Genomic DNA, 23,772 nt, shown 5'->3' with positions numbered 1-23,772 from the left:
ATCATGGGTGCCGACTTCTCACGCGTTCGTCTCGACCCGCTGCTCGACTTCGCCGGCGTGGAGCTGAAACAGGGCGCGGTGCTGCTGGACGGCGATGCCAACGAGTTGATGGCGATCCTCGATCGCAGGCTGCGGGCGCTCGCCAGCGACATTCTCGGCCGCGATACGGTGTCCTCGACGACCCCGGATGCATTCAAGCTCGGCGTTGCCGGCAATACGCTCGAAATCGGCAAGGGGCGGCTCTATGTCGACGGTTTGCTCGCGGAGAACCACGGCCTTGCCGATCCCGACAAGCGCCTGTTCGACGATCTCATGGCCGAGACTGTTTTCACCGACAAGCTGACCTATGAGACCCAGCCCTATCTGCCGGATGCGGTGCGGCCGCCGCTGCCGACGGCCGGTCGCCATCTCGTCTATCTCGACGTCTGGGAGCGCGAGCTGACCTGGCTCGAGCGGCCGGAACTGGTCGAGATCGCCGTCGGCGTCGAGACCAGCTCGCGGCTCCAGACGGCGTGGCAGGTGCGTGTGCTCGACACCGATGCCGGCGCCAACACGAGCTGCGCGACGCCCGATGAGGACATGCCGGGTTGGAGCACAGTGATCGCGCCATCGACCGGCGTGCTCACGACAGGCACGTTTGATGCAGCTCCGGTGACCGACCCCTGCGAGCTGCCGCCGACCGGCGGCTTCCGCGGCCTCGAGAACCAGCTCTACCGGATCGAGATCCACGACCCCGGCCAGCCCGGCGGCACTGCGACCTTCAAATGGTCGCGCGAAAATGCCAGCGTCGGCTCGCGCGTCGCCAGCATGATCTCAGCCACCGAACTCGAGCTCGACAGCCTCGGGCGCGACGACGTGCTGCGTTTCAACACCGGCGACTGGGTCGAGATCATCGACGACCCCAGGGAGTTCTCGCAGAAGGCCGGCGAGATGCGCCGCATCACCGTCACCGAGGCGACCCGCCGCATCAGCTTCACGCCGGCACTGCCGGCCCTGATGCTGCCGCCGGGATTCCCCAACAGCGATTGGCCGAAGCAGACCAATTTGCGAGTGCGCCGCTGGGATCAGAAGGGAAAGGTGTTCCGGACCGATGCCAGCGGCACGCCGGTGCAGATCGGCGATCTCGATGCCGCCGGATCGACCGGCGTGATCAAGGTGCCGGCCGCGGGCACGACCGTCCTGCTCGAGGACGGCGTCACCGTGAGCTTCGATTCGACCGGGGCTGCGGGCTGTCGTGCCGGCGACTGGTGGGCCTTCGCCGCGCGCACGGGGGATGCCAGCGTCGAGTTGCTCGACCGCACCCCGCCGCGCGGGATCCATCACCATTATGCACGGCTCGGCATCTGGGATGTCGATGCCAAGAGCGTCACCGACTGCCGCCACCCTTGGCCGCCGAAAGGCGAAGGCCACGACTGTGCCTGCACGGCCTGTGTCACCGTCGAGCAGCACGAGAGCGGCAGCTTCACCATCCAGGACGCCGTCAACAAGGTGCGCGAGACCGGCGGCACCATCTGCCTCGGCCCAGGCCGCTACGTGCTCAAAGAGGCCGTGGCGATCAACCAGGCGAAATCGGTCCGCATCACCGGCAAGGGCCCGGCGACGCTGCTGGTGGCGCCGACCGGCGCCTTCGTCATCCAGGACTCTTTTGCGATCGCAATCGAGGACCTCGCGATCCTTTCGCTCGCACGCGATCCCACCATCGACGTCTCGACCTGCATCGGCCTCGGCCTGACCCGTCTCGCCATCGCGGCACTCGGCACCGAGAATGCACAGCTCCCGGCGGTGGTGCTGCGCGGCGTGGTTGGCGCTGTAAAGCTCGCCGAGAACGCAATCTTCGCGCCGGTTGGGATTGCGGGCGGCGCGCTCAAGGGCGTGGAGAACGGTGCCGGCTTCCTGCTGACGGCCGCGGTGACCATCGAGGAGAACGTCCTGCTGTGCCAGCGCGGCGCGATCGCCTTCGCCGACGAGGTGCTGCATCTGCTCGCCACGCGAATCGCGCATAACGAGATCATCGGCTGCACCGACACCGCCATCGCCGCGCAGGGCCTTGCGCTTCCCGGCGCCTCGCTGGCGATCGACGGCAACAGTTGCAACGTCACGGCCAACGGTATCGCATGCGCCGCGGCGGGGCTGTGGATCGACCGCAACCAGCTGCGCAACTGGTCGCCCGGCGATCACGTCGGCATCGGGCTGATCCCCGGGCTCGACCGCCGCAGCACCGCCACCGCGCATATCCTCGCCAACCAGATCCACGGCTTCGGCACGGCCGGAATCAAGGTGATTGCCGGAGCACAGGACCTGATCATCAAGCTCAACGCGATCGACGCCTGCGGCGCCGGGATCATGCTCGGCGGCGCGACCGACGCCGCAGCCGTCTCGATCGAGAACAACCACATCCGCAACATCGAGCCGGTCACCGAGAGCGAGAACGGCACCGTGGTCGGCATCGAGGTGATCCGCGCCGACAGCGCGACGATTGCGGGCAATCTGGTTCGCGCGATCGGCCTGACGGCGGTCAAGTCGGCACTGCGCGCCGGCGTCGTCACCTTCGGCGTCAACCGCCCGCGCGTGAGCGGCAACGAGATCGTCGAGGTCGCGCCCGCCAAGGGGTTTGTCGGCACCAGCGCCGGCATCATGCTGCGCGCGCCGCAGACCCAGATCGAGGTCAATCACAACAGCGTGCAGCGCGACCTCACGCCGGGCGTGGACAATTCGGACGGCAACTGGTTCGCGCTCACCACGGCGGAGGTCAATCCGAAGGTGCCGTTCGGACAGGCCGGCGACAAGGTCGCGATCCGGCTCGGCGACGGGCGGATCCTCGCGCTTGGCGCCGACTGTGCGTTCGTCAGGGCAAGCCTTGCCGCCAACGACACCGAGGGCGCGCGCGCCGGCATCATCGGCAACATGCTGTCCGCGCGCGGGCCAGCCCCCGCCGTTCTGGTCGTGGCCGGCCAGGAATGCCTGTTCAACGACAACCGGGTGGAATCCGGCAGCAAAAGCGTCGCCGTTTCGCTGGAGAGCGCGGTCGCCATCATAAGCACGAACCGGGTGCGCGGCGGCGAAAGCTCGATCCGCCTCACCGGCGCGCGGGCAGTGACCGTGATCGGCAACATTACAACCAGCACCATCATCATCCCAGGCGGCATTGCCAACACGCCGTGGGCGCCACTCAACGTGATCGGCTAATTCGCGGAGATTTCGATGCGCACCTTCATCGTTGGAGACGAGACGAAACTCAAGGCTGTCAGCGAGAAGCTGCTGCATGCCAATCTGAGCCAGGTTCGCGGCGAGGCTGCGCTGAAAGCCTTGCAGGAGGCCAATCCGCATGCCGATCTGAACAGGCTCGCGCGCGGCACCGTGCTGTTCGTGCCGGATACGCCGGGCTTCAAGGTCAGCACCACAAGCTCCGCCACCGAGGGTCCGCTCGCAGCCTTGCACGAACTCCTGGATGAGGCGCTCGGCCTCGCGCTCAAGGAGACCGAGGCCGGCAGCAACGCGCGGCTCGAGGATCAGGAGCAGACCGTCAAGGCCTTCGACGACGGTGCGGTGAAGAAAGCGATCGGCGACCCCAATGTGGGCGGCCAGATCCGCGAAAGCGTCAATGCCGCCAGGAAAGGCTTCGAGGCCGATCGCGAGCTCGCCGCGCGCGCGGAAAAGAACATCACCGAGGTCGGCAAGGCCGCGATCGCAAAGCTCAACGAGCTCGGCAAGCTGCTCGGATGACCTGCTGGCGTGCGGCCCTCCGCGGCCGTCACACCGCGCAATAACGCTCCTGGATGTCCTTGTCCGCCAGCAGCGCCGCGGCGCTGCTTTGATGCACGACCTCGCCCTGGTCGATGATCACCGCGCGGTCGGCCAGCCGCAGGGCCCATTCGACGTTCTGCTCGACCAGCAGCAGTGTCTTGCCCTCGTCGCGCAGGCGGCGGAACAGCACGCCCATCTCCTCGACCAGGACGGGCATGATGCCTTCCGAGGGCTCGTCGAGCAGGATCATCTTGGGCTTTGCGATCAGCGCGCGGGCGATCGCGAGCATCTGCTGCTCGCCGCCCGAAAGCGTGACGCCCTCCTGATCGAGGCGTTCCTTCAGGCGCGGAAAGGTTTCGGCGATCTCGTCGATCGCGGCGCGCTCCTCGATCTCGCTTCCGGCCGCGACCAGGCCGAGGCGGAGATTTTCGCGCACGGAGAGCCCGGGAACGATGCGGCGCTCCTCCGGCACATAGGCCAAACCGAGATGGAAGCGCTGATGAGCGCGGAGCGGCAGCAGCTCCCTGCCCGCAAAGCGCACGCGGCCGGTCGCCTTCGGCATCAGACCCATCATCGCCCGCAGCGTCGTGGTCTTGCCGGCGCCGTTGCGGCCGACGAGAGCTACCACCTCGCCCTCCTTCACGTGCAGGGAGATGCCGTGCAGGATATGGCTTGCGCCATACCAGGCGTGGAGGTCATCGATTTCGAGCAGCGCGGTCTCAGCCATAGCCTTCACTCTGTCCGAGGTAAACCCGCCGGACTTCCGGGTTGCTCCTGATCTCGTCGGGCGCGCCGTCCGCCAGCAGACGGCCGTGATGCAGCACCACGACACGCTTGGACAGGCCGAGCACCATCTTCATCTTGTGCTCGACCAGCAGCACCGTGCGCTTCTCCGCGAGCCGTTCGAGCAGCGCGACCATGTCCTTGGTCTCTTCCGGCCCCATGCCGGCGGTGGGCTCGTCGAGCAGGAGCAGCTCGGGCTCGGAGACCAGCGCGATCGCGATCTCCAGCGCGCGCTGCTGGCCGTGCGAGAGGAATTTTGCTAAGTCGGCGCGCTTGCCGAGCAGTCCGACCGCCTCAAGCGCCGCGTCGGCGCGCGCGTTCAGCTCCGTCAGCCGGGCGCGGTTGCGCCAGATGTCGTAGCTCACGGTCAGCGCCTGGGCCGCTACGCGCACATTCTCGTGCACGGACAAGTCCGGAAAGATGTTCGTGATCTGGTAGGAGCGCGAGATGCCCTGATGCACGAAGCGGTGCTGCGGCAGGCCGTTCAGTTCGCGTCCCCTGAAGTGCAGCGTGCCCGACGTCGGGGCCAGCGCGCCGGAGAGGATGTTGAAGAAGGTGCTCTTGCCAGCGCCGTTCGGCCCGATGATCGAGGTGAGCTGTCCCGCCGCAAAGGACACGGTAATGTCTTCGAGCGCGACGAAGCCGCCAAAACGCTTGCCGACCCCCTCGACGCGAAGCAGTTCGCCGCTCATGGCCGCGCCTTTCCGATGCCGAGCGTGTCGAGCAGCGTTCCCCAGATCCCCTTGGGCAGGAACAGCACGAACAGCACGAAGATCGCGCCGACAAAAATCTGCCAATGCGGCGTCCAAAGCGAGATGACATCCTCCAGGATCAGGAAGCTCGCAGCCCCGACGAAGGGCCCGAAGAAGCTGCGCGCGCCGCCGAGCAGCACCATCATCACGATCATGCCCGATGTCTGGTAGTGCAAAAGGTCGAGCGGTACGATCGACAGGTGCAGCGCCAGCATGCAGCCGCCAAGCGAGGAGATCGCACCCGACAGCATGAACACGATCAGCTTGCTCCGCTCGACGTCATAGCCGCACGCCCGCGCCCGCTGCTCGTTTTCGCGGATGGCCTCGATGACGGCGCCGAACGGTGAGTTCAGGATCCGCGACTGGAACCACATCGCGAGCGCCGCGAAGGCCATCAGCACGTAATATTTGTTGACGGGGTCGAGGAAATTGACGGGGAAGCCGAACAGGCTGATGCGGTCGACGGTGAAGCCGCGCAGGCCGTTCTCGCCGCCCGTGAAGGACGAGGCTTGCAGCGCGACGTAGTAGACGAGCTGGGCCAGCGCCAGCGTCACCATGGAAAAATAGATGCCGCGGGTGCGCGTCGAGACGATGCCGATTGCGGCGGCAAGGCCGGTGCTGAGAAGCACAGCGATCGGCACCGCGGCGAACCAGGGCACGCCGTAGCGGCCGATCGCAATACCCGTGAAGTAGGCGCCCGCGCCGAAGAACGCCGCCTGCCCGAACGACAGCAGCCCGGTGTAGCCGAACAGCAGATTGTAGCCCATCACCACGACGCCGTAGATCAGGACGTTGACGGCCAGCGCCTGCGACGGCAGCAGCCATGGCAGCACGGCCAGCACCGCGATGGAGAGCAGGACGCGCTGCTCGAGAATCCAGCCGAGCCCGCGGGACGAGGGCTTGGCGACCGCTTCGCCGTTCGATGGTGACCTCACGCGGTCCTCCCTCTCACGCCGAACAGGCCTTGCGGGCGGATCAGCAGCACAATCGCCATCAGCGCGAACATCACGATGGTCGCCATTTCAGGTGCGAACAGCGCCACCAGGCTGATGGAGATGCCAACCATGAGGCCGGCGACGACTGCGCCGACGATCGAGCCGAGCCCGCCGATCACGGTCACGACGAAGGCCTCCGCCAGTACCAGCGAGCCCATCTCCGGATTGACGCTGCGCATGGGACCCGCGAGCACACCACCGAGCGCGGCAAGTCCGACGCCAAGGCCAAAAATCGCGAGCCAGACCCGGCCGATATCGACGCCGAGCACCTGCATGATGGTGGGATCGCGGGCGCCCGCGCGCACAATGAGGCCGATGCGGGTCTTCTCCAGCGTCAGCCAGAGCACCAGCAGCACCACCGCCACCAGCGCGATGACGAACAGGCGATAGCGCGGGAAGAAGCCGATGCCGAGATCGAGCACGCCGACGAGCTGCGGCGGGGTCGGAAACGGAATGCCGTCGCTGCCGAACACGATCCGCACGCCCTCGACCAGGATGTAGCTGAGGCCGAAAGTGAGCAGCAGTGGATCGTCGATCGAGCGTCCATAAAGTCTTCGGATCAGGACGAACTCGATCAGCATGCCGAACGCGCCGATCAGGATGGGAGCGAGCAGCAATCCCCACCAGAAACTGCCGGTGAGCGACGCCAGATACAGCCCCGCATAGGCTCCGATCATAAACAGCGCGCCATGGGCGAAATTGACCACCCCGAGCATGCCGAACACGATGGTCAGTCCAAGCGCAGTGATCACCAGGACCGCCCCAAGGGCGATCCCGGAAAGAAGCTGCATGATGATCAGCGACAGGTCCATCGGTTGAGGCTTCAGGTCGCGTGGCCGAGCTCGCTGCAGCTGCGCAGCATATCATCGGAGCCGGTGTCGTTGGCGAGAATCGCAAACAGGTCGTTGTCGTTCGCCATCGCGGACTTCTTCTTGGACTCCAGCACCAGCACCGACTGCACCGACTGGTGGTCGCATTTGCGGTAATGCTGCGGGCCCTTGGTCAAGTCATATTGCAGCTTCTCGAGGGCATCGACGACCTTGTCGGTGTCGGTGCCGCCGGCGGCCTGCATGGCTGCCAGCAGCGATCCGACGCCGGAATAGCCGTAGGCGCCGTAATCGGTCGGGATCGCACCGCCATTGGCGGCCTTGAACGCCGCGTTGAAAGCGGCCGCCGATTTGCTCTGCGGCTCCAGGCCCCAATAGTAATTGGCACCGCCGACCACGCCCTCGAACACGTCAGGGCCGACCGCGAGCCGCTGGTTGTGCAGGATGACGGGCACGACGATCTTCATCTGCTGCTTGACGCCGAAATCCACCGCCTGCTTGATCGCGTTAGCCTGGTCGCGGCCGAAATTGGAAATGCAGAGCACGTCCGGCCGCATCGACATCAGGCGCGGCATGAAGGTGGAATAGTCGGCCGCGCCGAACGGATGAAGAATTTCGCCGACGGTATCGGCGCCGATCGCCGTCTGCGCGCGCTTGAAGCCACGCAGCATCTCGTGACCATAGGCGTAGTCCGCAACGAGATGGGCGACCTTCATGCCCTTCTTCAGCGTCTGCCGCGCCACCGCAGCGGTCGTCATGTGCGGGTTCAGCGCCTCGTGGAACGTATACTTACTGAAATCCTTGGCCTCGTTGATGGTGTCGGACTGGCTGATCGACACGTAGATCACGCCGCGGGCACGGGTGACTTCATTGACGGCGAGCTGCACCGCGCTGGAAAGCGCGCCCACCACGGCGTGGACCTTGTCCTTCTCGATCAGCTCCAGCGTCCGGGTCGCGGCCTCGCCGGCATTGAGCTTGTCGTCACGCACCAAGAGCTCGACCTTGCGGCCGCCGATGCCGCCCTTGTCGTTGACGAGCTTGACGGCGAGCTCGGCGCATTTGACCTGATCGCGCGCCTCAGCGGCGAACGGTCCGGTCAGCGGCGTCGGGAAGCCAATGCGAATCGTCTCGTCCGCGGCGCGGCCGAGCCGCGGCATGGCGAGCAGGGCGGCGCCGGCGGAGAGGCCGGCGAGCGCAGTGCGGCGGGATATTGTCGAGGTCGAACCGGATTTGGGCATGATTTCCTCCAACTGACTTTTTTTAGAAGCGTTTCAGGGCTTTCAGGACTTTTATGGGCGTGATCGGGATCGAATTGATCGTCGCGCCGAACGGCGTGAGCGCGTCGTTGACGGCGTTGAGAACGCAGGCGGATGCCGCCGCCGTGCCGGCCTCGCCAACCCCCTTGGCGCCGAGTTCGGTGTCGGCGGTCGGCGTCTCGACATGGCCGATGACGATGTCGGGCATTTCCATCGGCATCGGAACGAGGTAGTCGGCGAGCGAGCCGTTCATGAGCTGACCTGTCTCGCTGTAGCGGCATTCCTCAAACAGCGCCGCGCCGAGCCCCTGCACGATGCCGCCGCGAAGCTGCTCGTCCACCAGCATCGGATTGATGACGCGGCCGCAATCCTCGACGATGAAGTGCTTCAGCACCTTGATGAAGCCGGTCTCGACATCGACCTCCAGCGAACAGCCCTGGATGCCGTTGGTGAAGGCGAAGGGATAGCCCTGCGGAGCGAAATGATGACTGACGGTGAGCTGCGCCTGTGTGCCGGGCGGCAAGGTGTCGGAGCGGAAATAGGCGATCCGCGCGATCTCGGAGATCGGCAACCGCTGGTTCCGGGTCACGGCGTCGACGACCTCGCCATCGATGATGTCGAGTGCCGACGGCTGCTCCTGAAGAATGAGCGCGGCAATCTCCAGAATATTGCGCTTGAGCACGCGCGTGGCCTGCAGCGCGGTCTCACCGCCGATGCCGGCGCCACGGCAGGCCCAGGTCGCGCCGCCATGCGGCGTCACCTCGGTATCTCCCGTGATGACCTTGACGTGTTCCTGCGCAAGGCCGAGCTGATCGGCCACGATCTGGCTGATGATCGCCTCGGTACCCTGCCCCTGCTCGGTGACCGAGATCAGGCAGCGGACCTCGCCCGACGGCGTCAGGCTGAGGATCGCGCCGTCCTGCGACGAGATGCGCGCGCCGCCGACGCCGTAGAAGGCCGGGCTGGGATTGGTGATCTCGACGAAGGCCGCAATGCCGATGCCGCGATAGATGCCGCGCTTGCGCAAATCGGCCTGCTCGGCGCGCAACGCCTCATAACCCATCATCTCGTGCAGGCGCTTCAGGCAGGCCTGATGCGACAGCGCCTCGAAGCGATAGCCGGTCGGCGAGGTCTGCGGATAGGCATCGTCAGCGATAACGTTCTGCGCGCGGATGACGAAGGGATCGAGGCCGACCTTGGCCGCCGCCATGTCCACCAGCCGCTCGGTGACGGCGCAGGCGATGGGATGGCCGACGGCGCGGTACTGGCTGGTCTGCACCTTGTTCTGGAAGATCACCTCCAGTGTGGCGCGATAGTTCTTGAAACGATAGGGCGCGCCGATCAGGCGGATCACCTGGTTGCCCTCGACCACGCTGGTGCGCGGATAGGTCGAGAACGCCCCGATCGCGGTCAGGTCCAGCACGTCCATCGCCAGAATCTCGCCCTTGGCATCGAGCGCCATGCGGGCGCGGACGCGATGGTCGCGGGCGTGGATGTCGGAGACGAAGGACTCGATGCGGTCGGCGACGTATTTGACGGGACGGCCGAGCAGGATCGACAGGCCGACCACCGCCATGTCCTCGTGATAGACATGCAGCTTCATCCCGAAGGAGCCGCCGATGTCGGTCGCGATCACGCGAACGCGGGCCTCGGGGATACCGTAGTGGCGCGAATAGAGATCCTGGAACTGGTAGGGCGTTTGCGTCGCGTGATGCACGGTCAGCGCACCGGCGGCGGGATCGTAGTCGGCGACGATGGCGCGAGGCTCCAGCGTCACCGCAGTGTGGCGGCCGAAGGAGAACTCCTCTTCCACCACATGCGCGGCCTGCGCAAACGCGTCGTCAACGGCGCCATTGTCGAGCTGGGCCCGGAAACAGGTGTTATTGACACTGCCCGGATTGATCAGCGGGCCACCAACCTCTCGTGCACTGTCGATATCGACCACGACAGGGAGGTCCTCATAGTCGATCTCGATCAGCTCCAGCGCATCTTCCGCAAGCGCCCGGCTCTCGGCCACGACGGCCACCACAGCCTGCCCGGCCCAGACCACGCGGTCGAGCGGCAATGGCAATTGCGGAGCCGACGTCATGCCCTTGAAGTGGTCGAGCGTGCCGGTCCAGGGCGTGCAGATCTTTGCGAGGTCCTCGCCGGTGGCAATGAGATGCACGCCTTCGAGTGCGCGCGCTTGCTCGGTATTGATGGCGACGATCTTCGCGTGCGCATGCGGACTGCGCAGGAAGGCGGCATGGAGCATACGCGGCAAGCGAAGGTCGCTGACATAGCGTCCGCGGCCGGCGAGCAGCCGCTTGGCGTTCGGGCGCGGCACGGAACGGCCGATATAGGAATTAGGGCGGTCGAGCGAGGTCAGTGGCGCGCTCATGTCGCGCCTCCATTTTCATTGCGCGCTTTGGCCACCGCGTCGATGGCGTCGACGATCGCCTCATAGCCGGTGCAGCGGCAATAATTGCCCGACAGCGCGTCGCGGATCTCGTCGCGGCTGGGCAGAGCGATCTGCGAGAGCAACTCGTGCGCATTGACCAGCATGCCCGGCGTGCAGAAGCCACATTGCAGCGCGTTGCGGCGATGGAATTCGGCCTGGAGATCGGCGATCACGCCGCTCTCGGTAAGACCTTCGATGGTATTGATCTTGGCGCCATCGGCCTGCACTGCAAAGATCAGGCAGGAGTGCACAGCGCGGCCGTCGAGCTGCACCAGGCAGGCGCCGCAGGCCCCCATCTCGCAGCCCGCATGCGTGCCGGTCAGTTCGAGCGCGTTGCGCAGGCAATCGACCAGCGTCTCGCGCGGCGCCACCTCGCAGGCGACCTTGCGGCCATTGACGACGAAGCGGACCCGCACGGTCTCGTCGGGGTCGTCCAAAAGGGTTTCGTCAAAACCGCTCATGCGCCCTCACCCAGACGTCCGAGCAGGCGGCCGAGCAGCACGCGGGCAAGATGCAGCCGCATCGCCGGCGGCACCTCGTCGCTGTCCGGCGGGGCGAGATCGCCTTCGAGCGCAGCTTGTGCGGCGGCGATACGCTCAGGATCCAGGTTCGAGCCGATCAGGGTTGCCTCAGCGCCCTTCACCCGCGTCGGTGTATTGCCGACCGAGAAGAAGGAAATGCGGATGTCGTCGATGCGTTCGGCTGTGAAAGTCGCAAGCATGCCGCACCCGACCAGAGCATAGTCCCCGCGCCGGCGCGCCAGCTCGTCGAACGCAAAACGCTGATCAGCTTTGAACAGCGGAACATAGATCGCGGTGATCAGCTCACCGGGCTGCAATGCGGTCTCGAACAGCTCGACGAAGAAGTCGTCGGCTTTCACACGCCGGCTGCCGGAAGGGCCGGCGATTTCGATCTCGGCATCGAGCGCCAGGGTCATCGCCGGGAATTCGGAGGCAGGATCGGCGAGCGCGACGCTGCCGCCAATGGTGCCGCGGTTGCGGATCGCGGGATGGGCGACAAAAGGCGCAGCAGCATGCAGCAGCGGCGCGAATTCGGCGATCAGCGGCTCGCTCAGCATCTCGCAGTGCCGCGTCAGCGCGCCGATACGCAAGTAACCGCCTTCACGCCTGACGCCGCGCAGCTCGTCAATATAGGTGATGTCGATCAGCAAGCGCGGTGCTTGCAGCCGCAGCGACAGTGCCGGTACGAGGCTCTGGCCGCCGGCGATGAAACGCGCGTCGTCGCCGGCGCGGGCATGAGCATCCAGCGCCTGGTCGATCGTCGCAGCACGAAAATAGCTGAAAGCCCTCGCCTTCACCGCCGTTTCCTCGAGATCCGTCGGCTCATCAGCCGGGATGCCAGATTTGTAACCATCTGGTCTCAAAATCCTGACACGCCGCCGGGAGGCGGTCAACAGGAAATGACCATTTGGTCACAAATGCACCTTTAGGCTAAGAAGGCAGCCTGAGATTGCTAAACAGCGACGAAATGGCCCGAAAAGCGCAGAAACCAGCGAAGCGACCGGTCCGGAAGCGGACGGACACAGGCAGCAAGTCCGCGCCAAAGCGCCGCAACATGCGTGCGGCCGACCGCGAGCGCGCGATCGTGGACGAGGCGATCCGCTTCTTCGCCGAGCATGGCTTCGAGGGCCAAACCCGCGAACTCGCCAAACGCATGGGCATCACGCATTCGGCGATCTATCGCCACTTCCCGAGCAAGGAGGCGCTGATCGAGCGGGTCTACCAGGAGGTCTATCTCAGCCGCTGGTCGCCCGACTGGGGGCCGATGATCCGCGACCGAACCTTGCCGCTCGAGGCACGGTTGACGCGCTTCTATCTCGACTATGTCGAACGCGTGTTCGAGTACAATTGGGTGCGGATCTTCGTCTTCTCCGGCATGAAGTCGTTCGGCATCACCGGCCGTTATCTCGACATTGTCCGCCGCGAGATCATCGAGCCCGCGGCGGCCGAGCTGCGCCACGATTTGAAGCTGCCCGATGCAAAAGCCCATCCGCTCAGCGAACGCGAGACCGAGCTGTTCTGGGGCCTGCACGGCCGCATCTTCTATCTCGCCATCCGCAAGTTCATCTACGAGACGCCGATCCCGCCCGATCTCGACGCGATCGTCCGCGACGCCGTCCAGACCTTCATGGACGGCGCGAAGATGACGATGCCGAAGCTGCTGGTGAGCGACTGAAGCGTAGCTATTTCGCCAAGCTCGGCAGATCGAGCCCCTTGTCGCGGGCGCAGTCGATCGCGGTCTCATAGCCTGCATCGGCGTGGCGCATGACGCCGGTCGCGGGATCGTTCCAGAGCACGCGCTCGATCCGCTTGGCCGCTTCCGGCGTACCGTCGGCGACGATCACCATGCCGGCATGCTGCGAGTAGCCGATGCCGACGCCGCCGCCATGGTGCAGCGAGACCCAGGTCGCGCCGCTGGCGCAATTGAGCAGCGCGTTGAGCAAAGGCCAGTCGGACACCGCATCCGATCCGTCCTTCATCGCCTCGGTCTCGCGGTTGGGGCTCGCCACCGAGCCGCTGTCGAGATGATCGCGGCCGATCACGATCGGCGCCTTCAATTCGCCACGTGCCACCATCTCGTTGAAGGCAAGGCCCAGGCGATCTCGGTCGCCAAGGCCGACCCAGCAGATCCGCGCCGGCAGGCCCTGGAACTTGATGCGTTCCTTGGCCATATCGAGCCAGTTGTGCAGATGCTTGTCGTCAGGCATCAGCTCCTTGACCTTGGCGTCGGTCTTGAAGATGTCCTCGGGATCGCCCGACAGCGCAGCCCAGCGGAATGGCCCGACGCCGCGGCAGAACAGAGGGCGGATATAGGCGGGCACGAAGCCCGGGAAATCGAAGGCGTTCTTCAGGCCCATGTCCTGCGCCATCTGGCGAATGTTGTTGCCGTAGTCAAGCGTCGGAATGCCCTGCGCATGGAAATCCAGCATGGCCTGGACGTGCTCAACCATCGACGTCTTCGACGCACGCTCGACGGCTTTCGGATCGGAAGCGCGCTTGGCTTCCCAATCGGCGAGCGTCCAGCCCTTTGGCAAGTAGCCGTTGATCGGATCATGCGCGCTGGTCTGGTCGGTGACGATGTCGGGCTTGACGCCGCGGCGCACCAGTTCGGGGAAAATCTCCGCGGCATTGCCGAGCAGGCCGACCGAAACCGCCTTCTTCGTTTTCGCGGCCTCTTCCATGATCGCCAGCGCCTCGCCGAGCGTTGTAGCCTGTCGATCGAGATAGCCGGTACGCAGTCGCATCTCGATGCGGCTCGGCTGGCATTCGACCGCGAGCATCGAGGCGCCCGCCATGGTCGCGGCCAGCGGTTGCGCGCCGCCCATGCCGCCGAGACCGGCGGTGAGAATCCATCTTCCCGCGAGGCTGCCGCCATAGTGGCGCCGGCCGACCTCGACGAAGGTCTCGTAGGTGCCCTGCACGATGCCCTGGCTGCCGATATAGATCCAGGAACCTGCGGTCATCTGGCCGTACATCATCAGGCCCTTGCGATCGAGCTCGTTGAAATGATCGAGCGTCGCCCAATGCGGCACGATGTTGGAGTTCGCAATCAGGACGCGCGGGGCATCGGCATGGGTACGGAACACGCCGACCGGCTTGCCGGACTGGACCAGCAGCGTCTCGTCATTCTCGAGCTTGCGCAAGGCCGCCGTGATGCGGTCAAAGCTCTCCCAGTCGCGCGCGGCGCGGCCAATGCCGCCATAGACGACGAGCTCGCTCGGACGCTCCGCGACATCAGGATCGAGATTGTTCATCAGCATGCGCAGGGGCGCTTCCGTCAGCCAGCTCTTGGCGCTGATGTCGCTGCCGCGGGGGGCGCGGATGGTGCGGTCATTGTCCAGTCGGCGGTTCATGCGGAGCACCTCTTTAGTCAAGTCTCGGGAACGGATCGGTTGGAAGCGCCGCGATCGCCACGGCCGGTAGCGCATCGGCTTCGATCAGCGCAGCCGCCTTGGCGAGATCGCCGGCCATGTAGCGGTCGGCGCCGAGCGCGGGCACATGCTCGCGAAGCGCAGCGATGACGGCTGCGAGTGGCGCGCTGGTCGCGTGCGGCGCGCGCAGCGTGATGCCTTGTGCGGCCACCAGAAGCTCGATGCCGAGGATGGCGGCGAGGTTATCGGCCATATCCGAGAGGCGACGCGCGGCGTGCGCGGCCATCGAGACATGGTCTTCCTGGTTGGCGCTGGTCGGAGTGGAGTCGATCGAGCAGGCCGCCGCACGCTGCTTGTTCTCGGCGTAGAGCGCGGCGGCCGTGACCTCGGCGATCATGAAGCCGGAATTGATGCCGGGATCGGGCGTCAGGAACGGCGGCAGACCAAAATTGAGCGCGGGATCGACCAGCGTCGCGATGCGCCGCTCGCTGATCGCGCCGATCTCCGACAGCGCGAGCGCGATGGCGTCCGCCGCAAAGGCCACCGGTTCGGCGTGGAAATTACCGCCGGAGACGATCTCGCCGGTCTCGACCAGGACGAGCGGATTGTCGGTGACGGCATTGGCTTCGACGATCAGCGTGCGGGCGGCCTGCGTGATCAGGTCGAGCGCAGCGCCCGCGACCTGCGGCTGGCACCGCAGGCAATAGGGATCCTGCACGCGCTCGTCACCTTCGAGATGCGACAACCTGATATCGCTGCCGTCGAGCAACGTGGTCAGCGTCGCGGCGGCAGCGATCTGTCCGGCGTGACCGCGCAACGCCTGAATCTCGGGGCGGAACGGCGCCGTCGAGGCCATTGCGGCATCGACTGACAGCGCGCCGGTGACAAGCGCGGCGCGAGCCAGGCGAAACGCGCGCAGCACGCCGGAGATAGCGTAGGCGGTCGAGAACTGCGTGCCGTTGATCAGCGCGAGTCCCTCCTTGGGACCCAGCGTCAGCGGCGCGAGACCGGCGACGGCGAGTGCCTCACGGCCGGAGACAGTCTTGCCATCGACGATCGCCTGCCCCTCGCCGATCATCACCGCCGTCATGTGTGCGAGCGGCGCAAGATCGCCGGAGGCGCCGACCGAGCCTTGCTGCGGCACCAGCGGATAGACGTCCTGCGCCAGCATGGCCTGCAACTGCTCGATCACCTCGCGACGCACGCCGGAGGCACCGCGGCCGAGCGAGACGATCTTCAGCGCCATCATCAACCGTACGATCGGCTCCGGCGTGGCCGGGCCGACGCCGCAGCAATGCGAGACGATGAGATTGCGCTGGAGCAGCGCGGTCTGGTCGGGCGGAATGCGCTTCGAGGCCAGTTTTCCAAAACCGGTATTGATGCCGTAGACCGGCGCGGCGGCGTGTGCTGCCTTTGCGACGATCTCCGCCGCCGCCTCGACGCGCGGCCAGAATGACGGGTCGAGTACGACGGATTGTCCCTTGAGCACGCGCGCGAGATCGTCGAGGCTGACCGTTCCCGGCTTGACGACGATCGCTGCGCCCTGTTCCGTCACTGTCCCCTCCACACCCGGCGATGCAGCGGATTGAAGCCGATGCGGTAGACGAGCTCGGCGGGCCGCTCGATGTCCCAGATCGCGAGATCGCACCACTTCCCTGCTTCCAGCGTGCCGGTCTCATTGAGCACGCCGAGCGCACGCGCGCCTTCACGGGTGACACCAGCGAGGCATTCGGCCACCGTCATCCGGAACAGCGTCGCGCCCATGTTCATCGTGAGCAGCAGCGATGTCAGCGGCGAGCTGCCGGGATTGCAGTCGGTCGCGAGCGCCATGTGGACGCCGTGCCTGCGGAACGCTTCGATCGGCGGTTTCTGCGTCTCGCGGATGAAATAGAAGGCGCCGGGCAGCAGCACGGCGACAGTTCCGGCCTTCGCCATTGCGGCGGCGCCGGCCTCGTCGGTGTGCTCGAGATGATCGGCGGAGAGCGCCGAGAATTTTGCGGCAAGTGCTGCGCCGCCGAGGTTCGACAGCTGGTCGGCATGGAGCTTGACCGGCAGCCCAAGCCCCCTCGCCGTCTCGAACACCCGCGCGGTCTGCTCGGCCGAGAACGCGATACCTTCCATGAAGGCATCGACGGCATCGGCAAGACCGGCCTTTGCGACCGCCGGCAGCATCTCATGACACACGAGATCGATATAGCGATCCTTGTCACCGCCGGCCTCCACGGGCAGCGCATGCGCCCCGAGCAAGGATGTGCGGATCGCAACCGGCCGCTGACGGCCGAGGATGCGCGCCGCTGAGAGCTGTCGCATCTCGGTATCGATATCGAGGCCGTAACCGGACTTGATCTCGATGGTGGTGACGCCCTCGCCGATCAGCGCATCGAGCCGCGGCATCGCGCTCGCAACGAGCTCGGCCTCGCTCGCCTTGCGTGTCGCGGCGACTGTCGAGACAATGCCGCCGCCGGCGCGCGCGATTTCCTCGTAGCTTGCGCCTTTCAGGCGCAGCTCGAATTCATGCGCGCGGTTGCCGCCGTAGACGAGATGGGTATGGCAGTCGACGAGGCCGGGCGTGATCCAACGCCCCTCGCAATCGATCCGCTTGATCGCGTCGGCGTCAACAGGAAAATCCGCCGCTGCACCCGCATAGACGATATGGCCGCCGCGCGCGGCGATCACGCCATGCTCGATCTCGCCGAGATCGGGACGGTCGGCCCGCATCGTGGCGAGCCGGGCGTTGTGCCAGATCCGGTCGAAGCGCTCTGCCATGCAATGGTCCCTTCGTGGGATGCTTGACTTATATGTCTAGACATATAATCGTGGGGCGGTTCTGTCCAGCCGGCGTGTAATCATGACCCGACTGCATTTCGCCTCCGCGCTCCTGCCTTCGGGCTGGGCCAATGACGTGCAGATGGTGATCACCGCCGGCGCGATCGCCGAGGTGACGCCGGGCGTGGCGCCGGCCGCCGGCGACGAGCGTCATGGAATTGCGCTTCCGGGGTTGGCGAGCCTGCACAGCCACGCATTCCAGCGCGGCATGGCGGGGCTGGCCGAGCTGCGCGGCGATAGAACCGATACGTTCTGGACCTGGCGCGACACGATGTATCGCTTCGCGCTGGCGATGACGCCGGAAGATGTCGCCGCCGTTGCGACGCTGTTGTATGTCGAGATGCTCGAACAGGGCTTTACCCGCGTCGGCGAATTCCACTACCTCCACCACGATCGCGACGGCTCTCCTTATGCCGACCTCGCGGAAATGGCTGCCCGCATTGCACAGGCCGCCGAAGCTTCCGGCATTGCGCTGACGCTGCTGCCGAGTTTTTATGCGCATGGCTCATTCGGCGGCGCCGCACCGCATGCCGGACAACGCCGCTTCATCTGCTCGGTCGATCAGTTCGCCGCGCTGATGGCAGGATCGCGCAAGGCGATCAGCAGATTGCCGGACGCCGATATCGGCATCGCGCCGCACAGCCTGCGCGCGGTGACGCCGGACGAACTCGCGGCGATCATTCCGCTCGCGGATGGCGGGCCGGTGCATATCCATGCCGCCGAGCAGGTGAAGGAAGTCGACGATTGCCTGGCCTGGTCGGGACGACGGCCGGTGCAATGGCTGCTGGAGCACGCGCCGGTCGATCAACGCTGGTGTCTCATCCACGCGACCCACACGACGGATGCGGAAGTGACCGCATTCGCCAGGACTGGCGCGGTGGCGGGTCTCTGCCCCATCACCGAGGCCAGTCTCGGCGACGGCATCTTTCCGGCGCGCGAATTCGTCGATGCCGGCGGTGCGTTCGGTGTGGGCACCGACTCCAACGTGCTGGTCGGCGCAGCCGACGAACTGCGCCAGCTCGAATATGGCCAGCGTCTCAAGCATCGCGAGCGCAACGTGCTCTCCGGCGGTGCAGGCCGCTCGACGGGACGTACGCTGTTCGATCATGCGCTCGCGGGCGGTGCGCGCGCGCTGGCACAAGCGACGGTTGGCCTCGGGCCCGGCGCACGCGCCGACATCGTCACGCTCGACACCGCACATCCATCGCTCGCGGGACGTTTGCGCGACGCCGCCATCGACGGTTGGATTTTTGCCGGAGGGACCGGCGCGATCGATTGCGTCTGGGCCGGCGGCCACAAGGTCGTCGAAGGCGGACGACACAGACTGCGACAGACCGCGCGCGAACGCTTCAACGCGGCAGTGCGGAGGCTCGTCGCATGAGCCTGGCCACCGATGCCGCCGACCAGCCGACGCTCTACAAGCGCATCCGCGCCGATATCGAGAAGCGCATCCTGACCGGCGAGTGGCCGCCCGGGCATCGTATCCCGTTCGAGCACGAATTGGTCGCACGTTACGGCTGCTCGCGCATGACGGTGAACAAGGCGCTGTCGGAGCTCGCGCAAGCAGATCTGATCGAACGGCGGCGGCGCGCCGGCTCCTTCGTACGCCGGCCACAGCATCTGTCCGCGGTGCTGAAAATCGCAGACATTCGCGCCGAGATCACCGCGCTTGGCCGCGGCTACGGCTACGAGCTGATCGGGCGCAAGCTGCGCGCGGCGACCGCCGCCGACCGCGAGCGTCTTGGCGTCAAGAAGGCCGGAAAAGTGGTTGCGATCACCTGCCGGCACAGCGCCGACAAGGTGCCGTTTGCCGTCGAGGACCGACTGATCGATCTGTCCTCCGTACCGGATGCAGCGACCGCGGATTTCTCGCGCGAGCCGCCCGGCTCGTGGCTGCTTCATCATGTCCCATGGACGGAAGCCGAGCATACGATCAGCGCCATCGTTGCGGACGATCGCACGGCGGAGGCGCTCGACATCGCCGTCGGCGCGCCTTGCCTCGTGATCGACCGCTATACCTGGCGCAGCGCGCGCACCATCACCGCAGTGCGCCTGCTCTATCCCGGTGACTCTCACCGCCTTGTCGCCCGATTCAAGGGAGGCTGAGAGAACGATGTCGGCACAAATCGTGCAACGCTTCGGGCAACGGTCCATCAGGACCGAATGATCAACAGGGACGTCAATCCATCGATCGGCAAGAGGACGACAATCATGCGTAGTTCGACAATTTTTGCGACAATCATTGCCCTCGCGGCCACCACTCCCGTGCTCGCCGACGACGTCAAGGTCGGCATTGGCATCTCCGGATGGACCGGCTTCGCGCCGCTCACGCTGGCGAAGGAGGCTGGGATCTTCAAGAAAAATGGTCTTGACGTGACGATCAAGAAGATCCCGCAGAAGGACCGCCACCTCGCGATCGCCTCCGGCGACGTCCAGTGCGCGGCCACGACCGTCGAGACCTGGATCTCGTGGAACGCCAATGGCGTTGCGACCAAGCAGATCTTCCAGCTCGACAAGAGCTACGGCGCCGACGGCATGGCCGTGCGCAACGATCTCGCATCGATCAAGGACCTCAAGGGCAAGACCGTCGCGGCTTCCGCGCCCGGCACCTCGCCCTATTTCGCGCTGGCCTGGATGCTGAAGAAGAACGGGCTCTCGGTGAAGGACGTCACCGTCGTGAACCTCGAGCCGGCTGCGGCCGCGCAGGCCTTCGTCGCCGGCCAGAACGACGCCGCAATGACCTACGAGCCGTATCTGTCGACGGTTCGGGCCGCGCCCGACAAGGGCAAGATCATCGCGACCACGCTCGACTATCCGATGGTCATGGACACCTTTGGCTGCACGCCGAAGTTCCTCACCGAGAACCCGAAGGCTGCCAAGGCGCTCGCCGACAGCTATTTCGAGGCGCTCGACATGATCGCCAAGGACCAGGCCAAGGCCTATGAGATCATGGGTGCCGACGTGAAGCAGACCGGCGAGGCGTTCGGCAATTCGGCAAAATATCTGCGCTGGCAGGACAAGGCCGCGAACCAGAAGTTCTTTGCCGGCGATTTCCTGACCTTCAACAAGGACGCCGCCGACCTCCTGCTCGAGATCGGCATCATCAAGGCCGCGCCGAAGGTCGAGGACCTCTTCGACGCGAGCTACATCAAGTAAACCCTTGAGGAGCTGCCGGCCCCGTCTCGCGGCGGGGCCGGAAACTCGTTCACCGCCCGGATAGATCGTTGATGCGTCCCCTGGATCCCGTGACATCGAAGCAGCGCGTGGCTTACGGCCTCGCGTTCTTCGTGCTGTTCGTCGCCCTCTGGTCGTGGGCAACGCTCGGCGGCCATGTGTCGAAGACCTTTCTCGCCAACCCGCTGACCATGATGCAGGAAGGCTATGACCTGCTCGCCAAGCAAGGCTTCCTGTTCGACATCGGCATGACGATCTGGCGCGTCGTCGGCGGCTTCGCGCTCGCTGCGATCATCGCGGTTCCGCTCGGCGTGCTGATGGGCGCCTACAAGCCGGTTGAAGCGTTCCTCGAACCGTTCGTCTCCTTTGCTCGCTATTTGCCTGCCTCGGCCTTTATCCCGCTGTTGATCCTGTGGGCCGGCATCGGCGAATTGCAAAAGCTGCTCGTCATCTTCATCGGCTCGGTGTTCCAGATCATCCTGATGATCGCCGTAACCGTGGGCACCACGCGGCGCGATCTGGTCGAGGCGGCCTATACGCTGGGGGCCAGCGACCGCGGCATCATCCGGCGCGTGCTGCTGCCCTCCTCCGCGCCCGAGATCGCGGAAATCCTGCGGCTGGTGCTGGGCTGGGCCTGGACCTACGTCATCGTCGCCGAGCTGATCGGTTCGTCCTCGGGCATCGGCCACATGATCACCGACAGCCAGGCGCTGCTCAACACCGGCCAGATCATCTTCGGCATCATCGTGATCGGACTGATCGGTCTCCTCTCGGACTTCATGTTCAAGGCGTTCAACGCCTGGCTGTTTCCGTGGAGGCTCGCATGACCACGCTGAAGATCGAACAGGTCTCCCGAACCTTCCCCGCGCGCCACGGCAATGCGCCGACCAGGGCGCTGGAGCCGACTGACCTCACGATCGGCAACAACGACTTCGTCACCATCCTCGGCCCCTCCGGCTGCGGCAAGTCCACGCTGCTTCGCATCGTCGCCGGTCTCGACCGGCCGACCAGCGGGCGCGTCACGCTCGACGGGCGCGAGGTGACCGGCCCCGGCGCCGATCGCGGCATGGTGTTCCAGTCCTACACGCTGTTTCCCTGGCTGAGCGTGCGCGAGAACATCGCCTTCGGCCTGCGCGAGCGCGGCGTGCCCGAGGCGGAGCGCAACAAGATCGCCGATGCCTTCATCCGCCAGGTCGGGCTGTCCGGCTTCGAGAACCACTGGCCGAAGCAGCTCTCCGGCGGCATGCAGCAGCGCACCGCGATCGCCCGCGCGCTCGCCAACGATCCAAAGATCCTGCTGCTCGACGAGCCCTTCGGCGCGCTCGACAACCAGACCCGCGCCTTGATGCAGGAAATGCTGCTCGGGATCTGGGAGCGCGACCAGAAGACCGTGCTGTTCGTCACCCACGACATCGAGGAAGCCATCTTCCTCGGCAGCCGCGTCATCGTGATGAGCGCGCGCCCCGGCCGCATCAAGGCCGAGATCAATGTGGACCTGCCGCATCCGCGCTCCTACAAGATCAAGACCACGCCCGAATTCGTCCAGCTGAAGGAACGGCTGGTCGAGGAGATCCGCACCGAGGCGCTGAAGGTTGCCGAACATGCCTGACACCAAGCCGCGTGCCGATGGGCAACGCGTTCTCGCCGATCTCAATGCGCTCCGTGCCATCGGCGTCTACAAGACCGGCGTGCACAAGCCGACCTTCTCCGAGCCGCACAAGAAGTCGCTCGACTGGCTGGTGCAGAAGCTGCCCGACGCCGGCCTTACCGCCGCGATCGACGGCATCGGCAATGTGTTCGGCAGCAGCGCGAAGCAGGGGCCGAAGCTGCTGGCGGGCTCGCACCTGGAGAGCCAGAACTACGCCGGCTGGCTCGATGGCCCTCTCGGCGTCGTCTATGCGCTCGAAGCGGCCCGCGTGCTCAATGCCGACCCGTCCGTGAAGGGTGCGGTCGAAGTTGCCGCCTGGTGCGACGAGGAAGGACACTTTGGGCATTTCCTCGGCTCCCGCTCCTATGTCGGACAGGTGACCGAGGCCGACATCGATGCCGCCCGCGACCGCACCAGCGGCCGCACCATGCGCGACGCACTCGCCGACATGGGGCTCTCGGGCCGCGCACGCGTCGCTGCCGAGCCGGGACGCCACGTCGGATATCTGGAGGCGCATATCGAGCAGGGCGACACGCTCGAAAGCGGCAAGCTTTCGATCGGCGTGGTGACCTCCATCGTCGGCATCTGGCAGTACCAGATCAATTTCGTCGGCGAGCAGAACCATGCCGGCACCACCCGCATGGCGGCGCGGAAAGACGCCGGCCTCGCGCTGGCCAAGTTCTGCGTCGCGATCGACGAGCGGTTCCCGGGCGCCTGTGGCCCGCGCACGGTCTGGACCACCGGCCGCATGACGCTCGATCCCGGCGCGCCGAGCATCATTCCGGGCAAGGCCGAATTGCTGTTCCAGATCCGCGACGACGATCCGGCTGTGATCTCGCGGCTGGAGCAATTGCTGCGGACCATGGCTGACGAGGCCAGCGCGAAGGGCCCTTGCGCCGTCACCGTGGAGAAGCTGCGCACCGGTGCTCCCGCCATGATGAATCCCGGCATTCAGGACGCAATCGAGGCCGCGAGCAAGGCCCTGGCCGGTGGACGGTCCGTCCGCATGCCCAGCGGCGCCGGCCACGACGCGCAGTTGCTTGCGACCGTCATGCCCGCAGGCATGCTGTTCGTGCCGTCGATCGGCGGCATCAGCCACCACTGGACCGAGAACACCGCCGACGCCGACATCGTCACGGGCGCGCAGGTCTTCGTCGACGCCTGCCGGCGGCTCCTCGGTGGTTAGAACGACGTGCCGCCGCATCTGAACTCCTGGACGATGTCGTACTTGCCCTTCGTGATCGGCACGGCATAGCCGAAGCGCAGCGTTCAACCACACCCGCCTCTGGAATGCTGGGGTCGTCCGCCTTCGCGGGCGATGACAGCGCGTGTTGCAGACACACCTTCGCGCTCTCGCGGCGCATCTCGCCCGAGCTTTGCTTGATCTCTCCACCCTCGAAGCCAAGAGGGCGCAGGGAAGGCCGGGTGCTGACCT

20 protein-coding genes are annotated in these 23,772 nt (G+C 65.8%); 9 read left to right on the top strand and 11 right to left on the bottom strand.

Features of this window, described 5'->3' with window-relative positions; genetic code table 11:
- The first annotated feature begins 3 nt into the window (after positions 1-3).
- Entirely contained in the window at positions 4-3,186 is a 3,183-nt protein-coding gene (locus AB7Z56_RS12220) for a DUF6519 domain-containing protein (RefSeq protein WP_354098252.1), read from the top strand.
- Positions 3,187-3,201: 15 nt separating this feature from the next.
- A complete protein-coding gene (locus AB7Z56_RS12215) occupies positions 3,202-3,723 on the top strand; it encodes a hypothetical protein (RefSeq protein ID WP_283017244.1) in 522 nt (173 codons plus the stop codon).
- A 28-nt stretch (positions 3,724-3,751) separates the two neighbouring features.
- Here the strand turns inward: AB7Z56_RS12215 and AB7Z56_RS12210 are convergent, their stop codons facing one another.
- From AB7Z56_RS12210 to AB7Z56_RS12175, 8 genes are read right to left on the bottom strand one after another with little or no spacing between them, the layout of a single operon-like run.
- The gene (locus tag AB7Z56_RS12210) at positions 3,752-4,471 is read right to left on the bottom strand and encodes an ABC transporter ATP-binding protein (RefSeq protein WP_283017245.1); all 720 of its coding nucleotides are present in this window, start codon (positions 4,469-4,471) and stop codon (positions 3,752-3,754) included.
- Complete coding sequence (locus AB7Z56_RS12205; protein WP_283017246.1) at positions 4,464-5,219, bottom strand: ABC transporter ATP-binding protein; 756 nt, start codon at positions 5,217-5,219, stop codon at positions 4,464-4,466. The genes AB7Z56_RS12210 and AB7Z56_RS12205 overlap by 8 nt, the downstream gene beginning before the upstream one ends.
- Positions 5,216-6,214 (bottom strand): branched-chain amino acid ABC transporter permease, encoded by a 999-nt coding sequence (locus tag AB7Z56_RS12200; protein ID WP_354098250.1) that lies wholly within the window; start codon positions 6,212-6,214, stop codon positions 5,216-5,218. Before AB7Z56_RS12200 ends, AB7Z56_RS12205 begins: the two co-directional genes overlap by 4 nt.
- Complete coding sequence (locus AB7Z56_RS12195) at positions 6,211-7,086, bottom strand: branched-chain amino acid ABC transporter permease (RefSeq protein ID WP_071911591.1); 876 nt, start codon at positions 7,084-7,086, stop codon at positions 6,211-6,213. The genes AB7Z56_RS12200 and AB7Z56_RS12195 overlap by 4 nt, the downstream gene beginning before the upstream one ends.
- Before the next feature lie 11 nt (positions 7,087-7,097).
- A complete protein-coding gene (locus tag AB7Z56_RS12190) occupies positions 7,098-8,339 on the bottom strand; it encodes an ABC transporter substrate-binding protein (RefSeq protein WP_283017248.1) in 1,242 nt (413 codons plus the stop codon).
- A gap of 22 nt (positions 8,340-8,361) precedes the next feature.
- Entirely contained in the window at positions 8,362-10,737 is a 2,376-nt protein-coding gene (locus AB7Z56_RS12185; protein WP_283017249.1) for a xanthine dehydrogenase family protein molybdopterin-binding subunit, read from the bottom strand.
- A complete protein-coding gene (locus tag AB7Z56_RS12180) occupies positions 10,734-11,258 on the bottom strand; it encodes a (2Fe-2S)-binding protein (RefSeq protein WP_283017250.1) in 525 nt (174 codons plus the stop codon). The genes AB7Z56_RS12185 and AB7Z56_RS12180 overlap by 4 nt, the downstream gene beginning before the upstream one ends.
- Positions 11,255-12,115, bottom strand: coding sequence for an FAD binding domain-containing protein (locus tag AB7Z56_RS12175; protein ID WP_354098249.1), 861 nt, complete (start codon positions 12,113-12,115; stop codon positions 11,255-11,257). Before AB7Z56_RS12175 ends, AB7Z56_RS12180 begins: the two co-directional genes overlap by 4 nt.
- A 257-nt stretch (positions 12,116-12,372) precedes the next feature.
- On the opposite strand from AB7Z56_RS12175, the gene AB7Z56_RS12170 reads away from it, so the two are divergent.
- On the top strand, positions 12,373-12,993 hold the full coding sequence (locus AB7Z56_RS12170) for a TetR/AcrR family transcriptional regulator (protein WP_354098248.1): 621 nt from the start codon (positions 12,373-12,375) through the stop codon (positions 12,991-12,993).
- A gap of 7 nt (positions 12,994-13,000) precedes the next feature.
- Here AB7Z56_RS12170 and hutU read toward each other — a convergent pair whose 3' ends face one another.
- Genes hutU through hutI form a run of 3 tightly spaced genes read right to left on the bottom strand, consistent with a single transcriptional unit; the run spans position 13,001 to position 17,455 of the window.
- Positions 13,001-14,671, bottom strand: coding sequence for a urocanate hydratase (hutU, locus tag AB7Z56_RS12165; protein WP_354098247.1), 1,671 nt, complete (start codon positions 14,669-14,671; stop codon positions 13,001-13,003).
- 13 nt (positions 14,672-14,684) lie between these two features.
- Positions 14,685-16,244, bottom strand: a complete 1,560-nt coding sequence (gene hutH / locus AB7Z56_RS12160; protein ID WP_354098246.1) for a histidine ammonia-lyase — start codon at positions 16,242-16,244, stop codon at positions 14,685-14,687.
- Positions 16,241-17,455 (bottom strand): imidazolonepropionase, encoded by a 1,215-nt coding sequence (hutI, locus tag AB7Z56_RS12155; protein ID WP_135216086.1) that lies wholly within the window; start codon positions 17,453-17,455, stop codon positions 16,241-16,243. The genes hutH and hutI overlap by 4 nt, the downstream gene beginning before the upstream one ends.
- Before the next feature lie 82 nt (positions 17,456-17,537).
- Here hutI and AB7Z56_RS12150 point away from each other — a divergent pair, with 82 nt between their 5' ends.
- The 6 genes from AB7Z56_RS12150 (at position 17,538) to AB7Z56_RS12125 (ending at position 23,523) form a co-directional block, all read left to right on the top strand.
- Positions 17,538-18,896 carry a formimidoylglutamate deiminase gene (locus AB7Z56_RS12150; RefSeq protein WP_354098245.1) on the top strand — a complete coding sequence of 453 codons (1,359 nt, stop codon included), beginning with the start codon at positions 17,538-17,540 and terminating at the stop codon, positions 18,894-18,896.
- Positions 18,893-19,621: a histidine utilization repressor gene (gene hutC / locus AB7Z56_RS12145; protein ID WP_014493578.1), complete on the top strand. Its 729-nt coding sequence runs from the start codon at positions 18,893-18,895 to the stop codon at positions 19,619-19,621. The genes AB7Z56_RS12150 and hutC overlap by 4 nt, the downstream gene beginning before the upstream one ends.
- Positions 19,622-19,726: 105 nt before the next feature.
- On the top strand, positions 19,727-20,671 hold the full coding sequence (locus tag AB7Z56_RS12140; protein WP_135216088.1) for an ABC transporter substrate-binding protein: 945 nt from the start codon (positions 19,727-19,729) through the stop codon (positions 20,669-20,671).
- Between the two features lie 71 nt (positions 20,672-20,742).
- Positions 20,743-21,516 (top strand): ABC transporter permease, encoded by a 774-nt coding sequence (locus tag AB7Z56_RS12135; protein ID WP_028156759.1) that lies wholly within the window; start codon positions 20,743-20,745, stop codon positions 21,514-21,516.
- Entirely contained in the window at positions 21,513-22,298 is a 786-nt protein-coding gene (locus AB7Z56_RS12130) for an ABC transporter ATP-binding protein (RefSeq protein WP_063981932.1), read from the top strand. The genes AB7Z56_RS12135 and AB7Z56_RS12130 overlap by 4 nt, the downstream gene beginning before the upstream one ends.
- Positions 22,291-23,523 carry a Zn-dependent hydrolase gene (locus tag AB7Z56_RS12125; protein ID WP_063981931.1) on the top strand — a complete coding sequence of 411 codons (1,233 nt, stop codon included), beginning with the start codon at positions 22,291-22,293 and terminating at the stop codon, positions 23,521-23,523. The genes AB7Z56_RS12130 and AB7Z56_RS12125 overlap by 8 nt, the downstream gene beginning before the upstream one ends.
- The last annotated feature ends 249 nt before the right edge of the window (positions 23,524-23,772 follow it).

Origin of the sequence: Bradyrhizobium sp. 482_C4_N1_8 (genome assembly GCF_052075965.1) — a bacterium.
Lineage (GTDB): Bacteria > Pseudomonadota > Alphaproteobacteria > Rhizobiales > Xanthobacteraceae > Bradyrhizobium > Bradyrhizobium barranii.
Note: the sequence above shows the minus strand (reverse complement) of the source record. Positions and strands in the feature narration are given on the sequence as shown.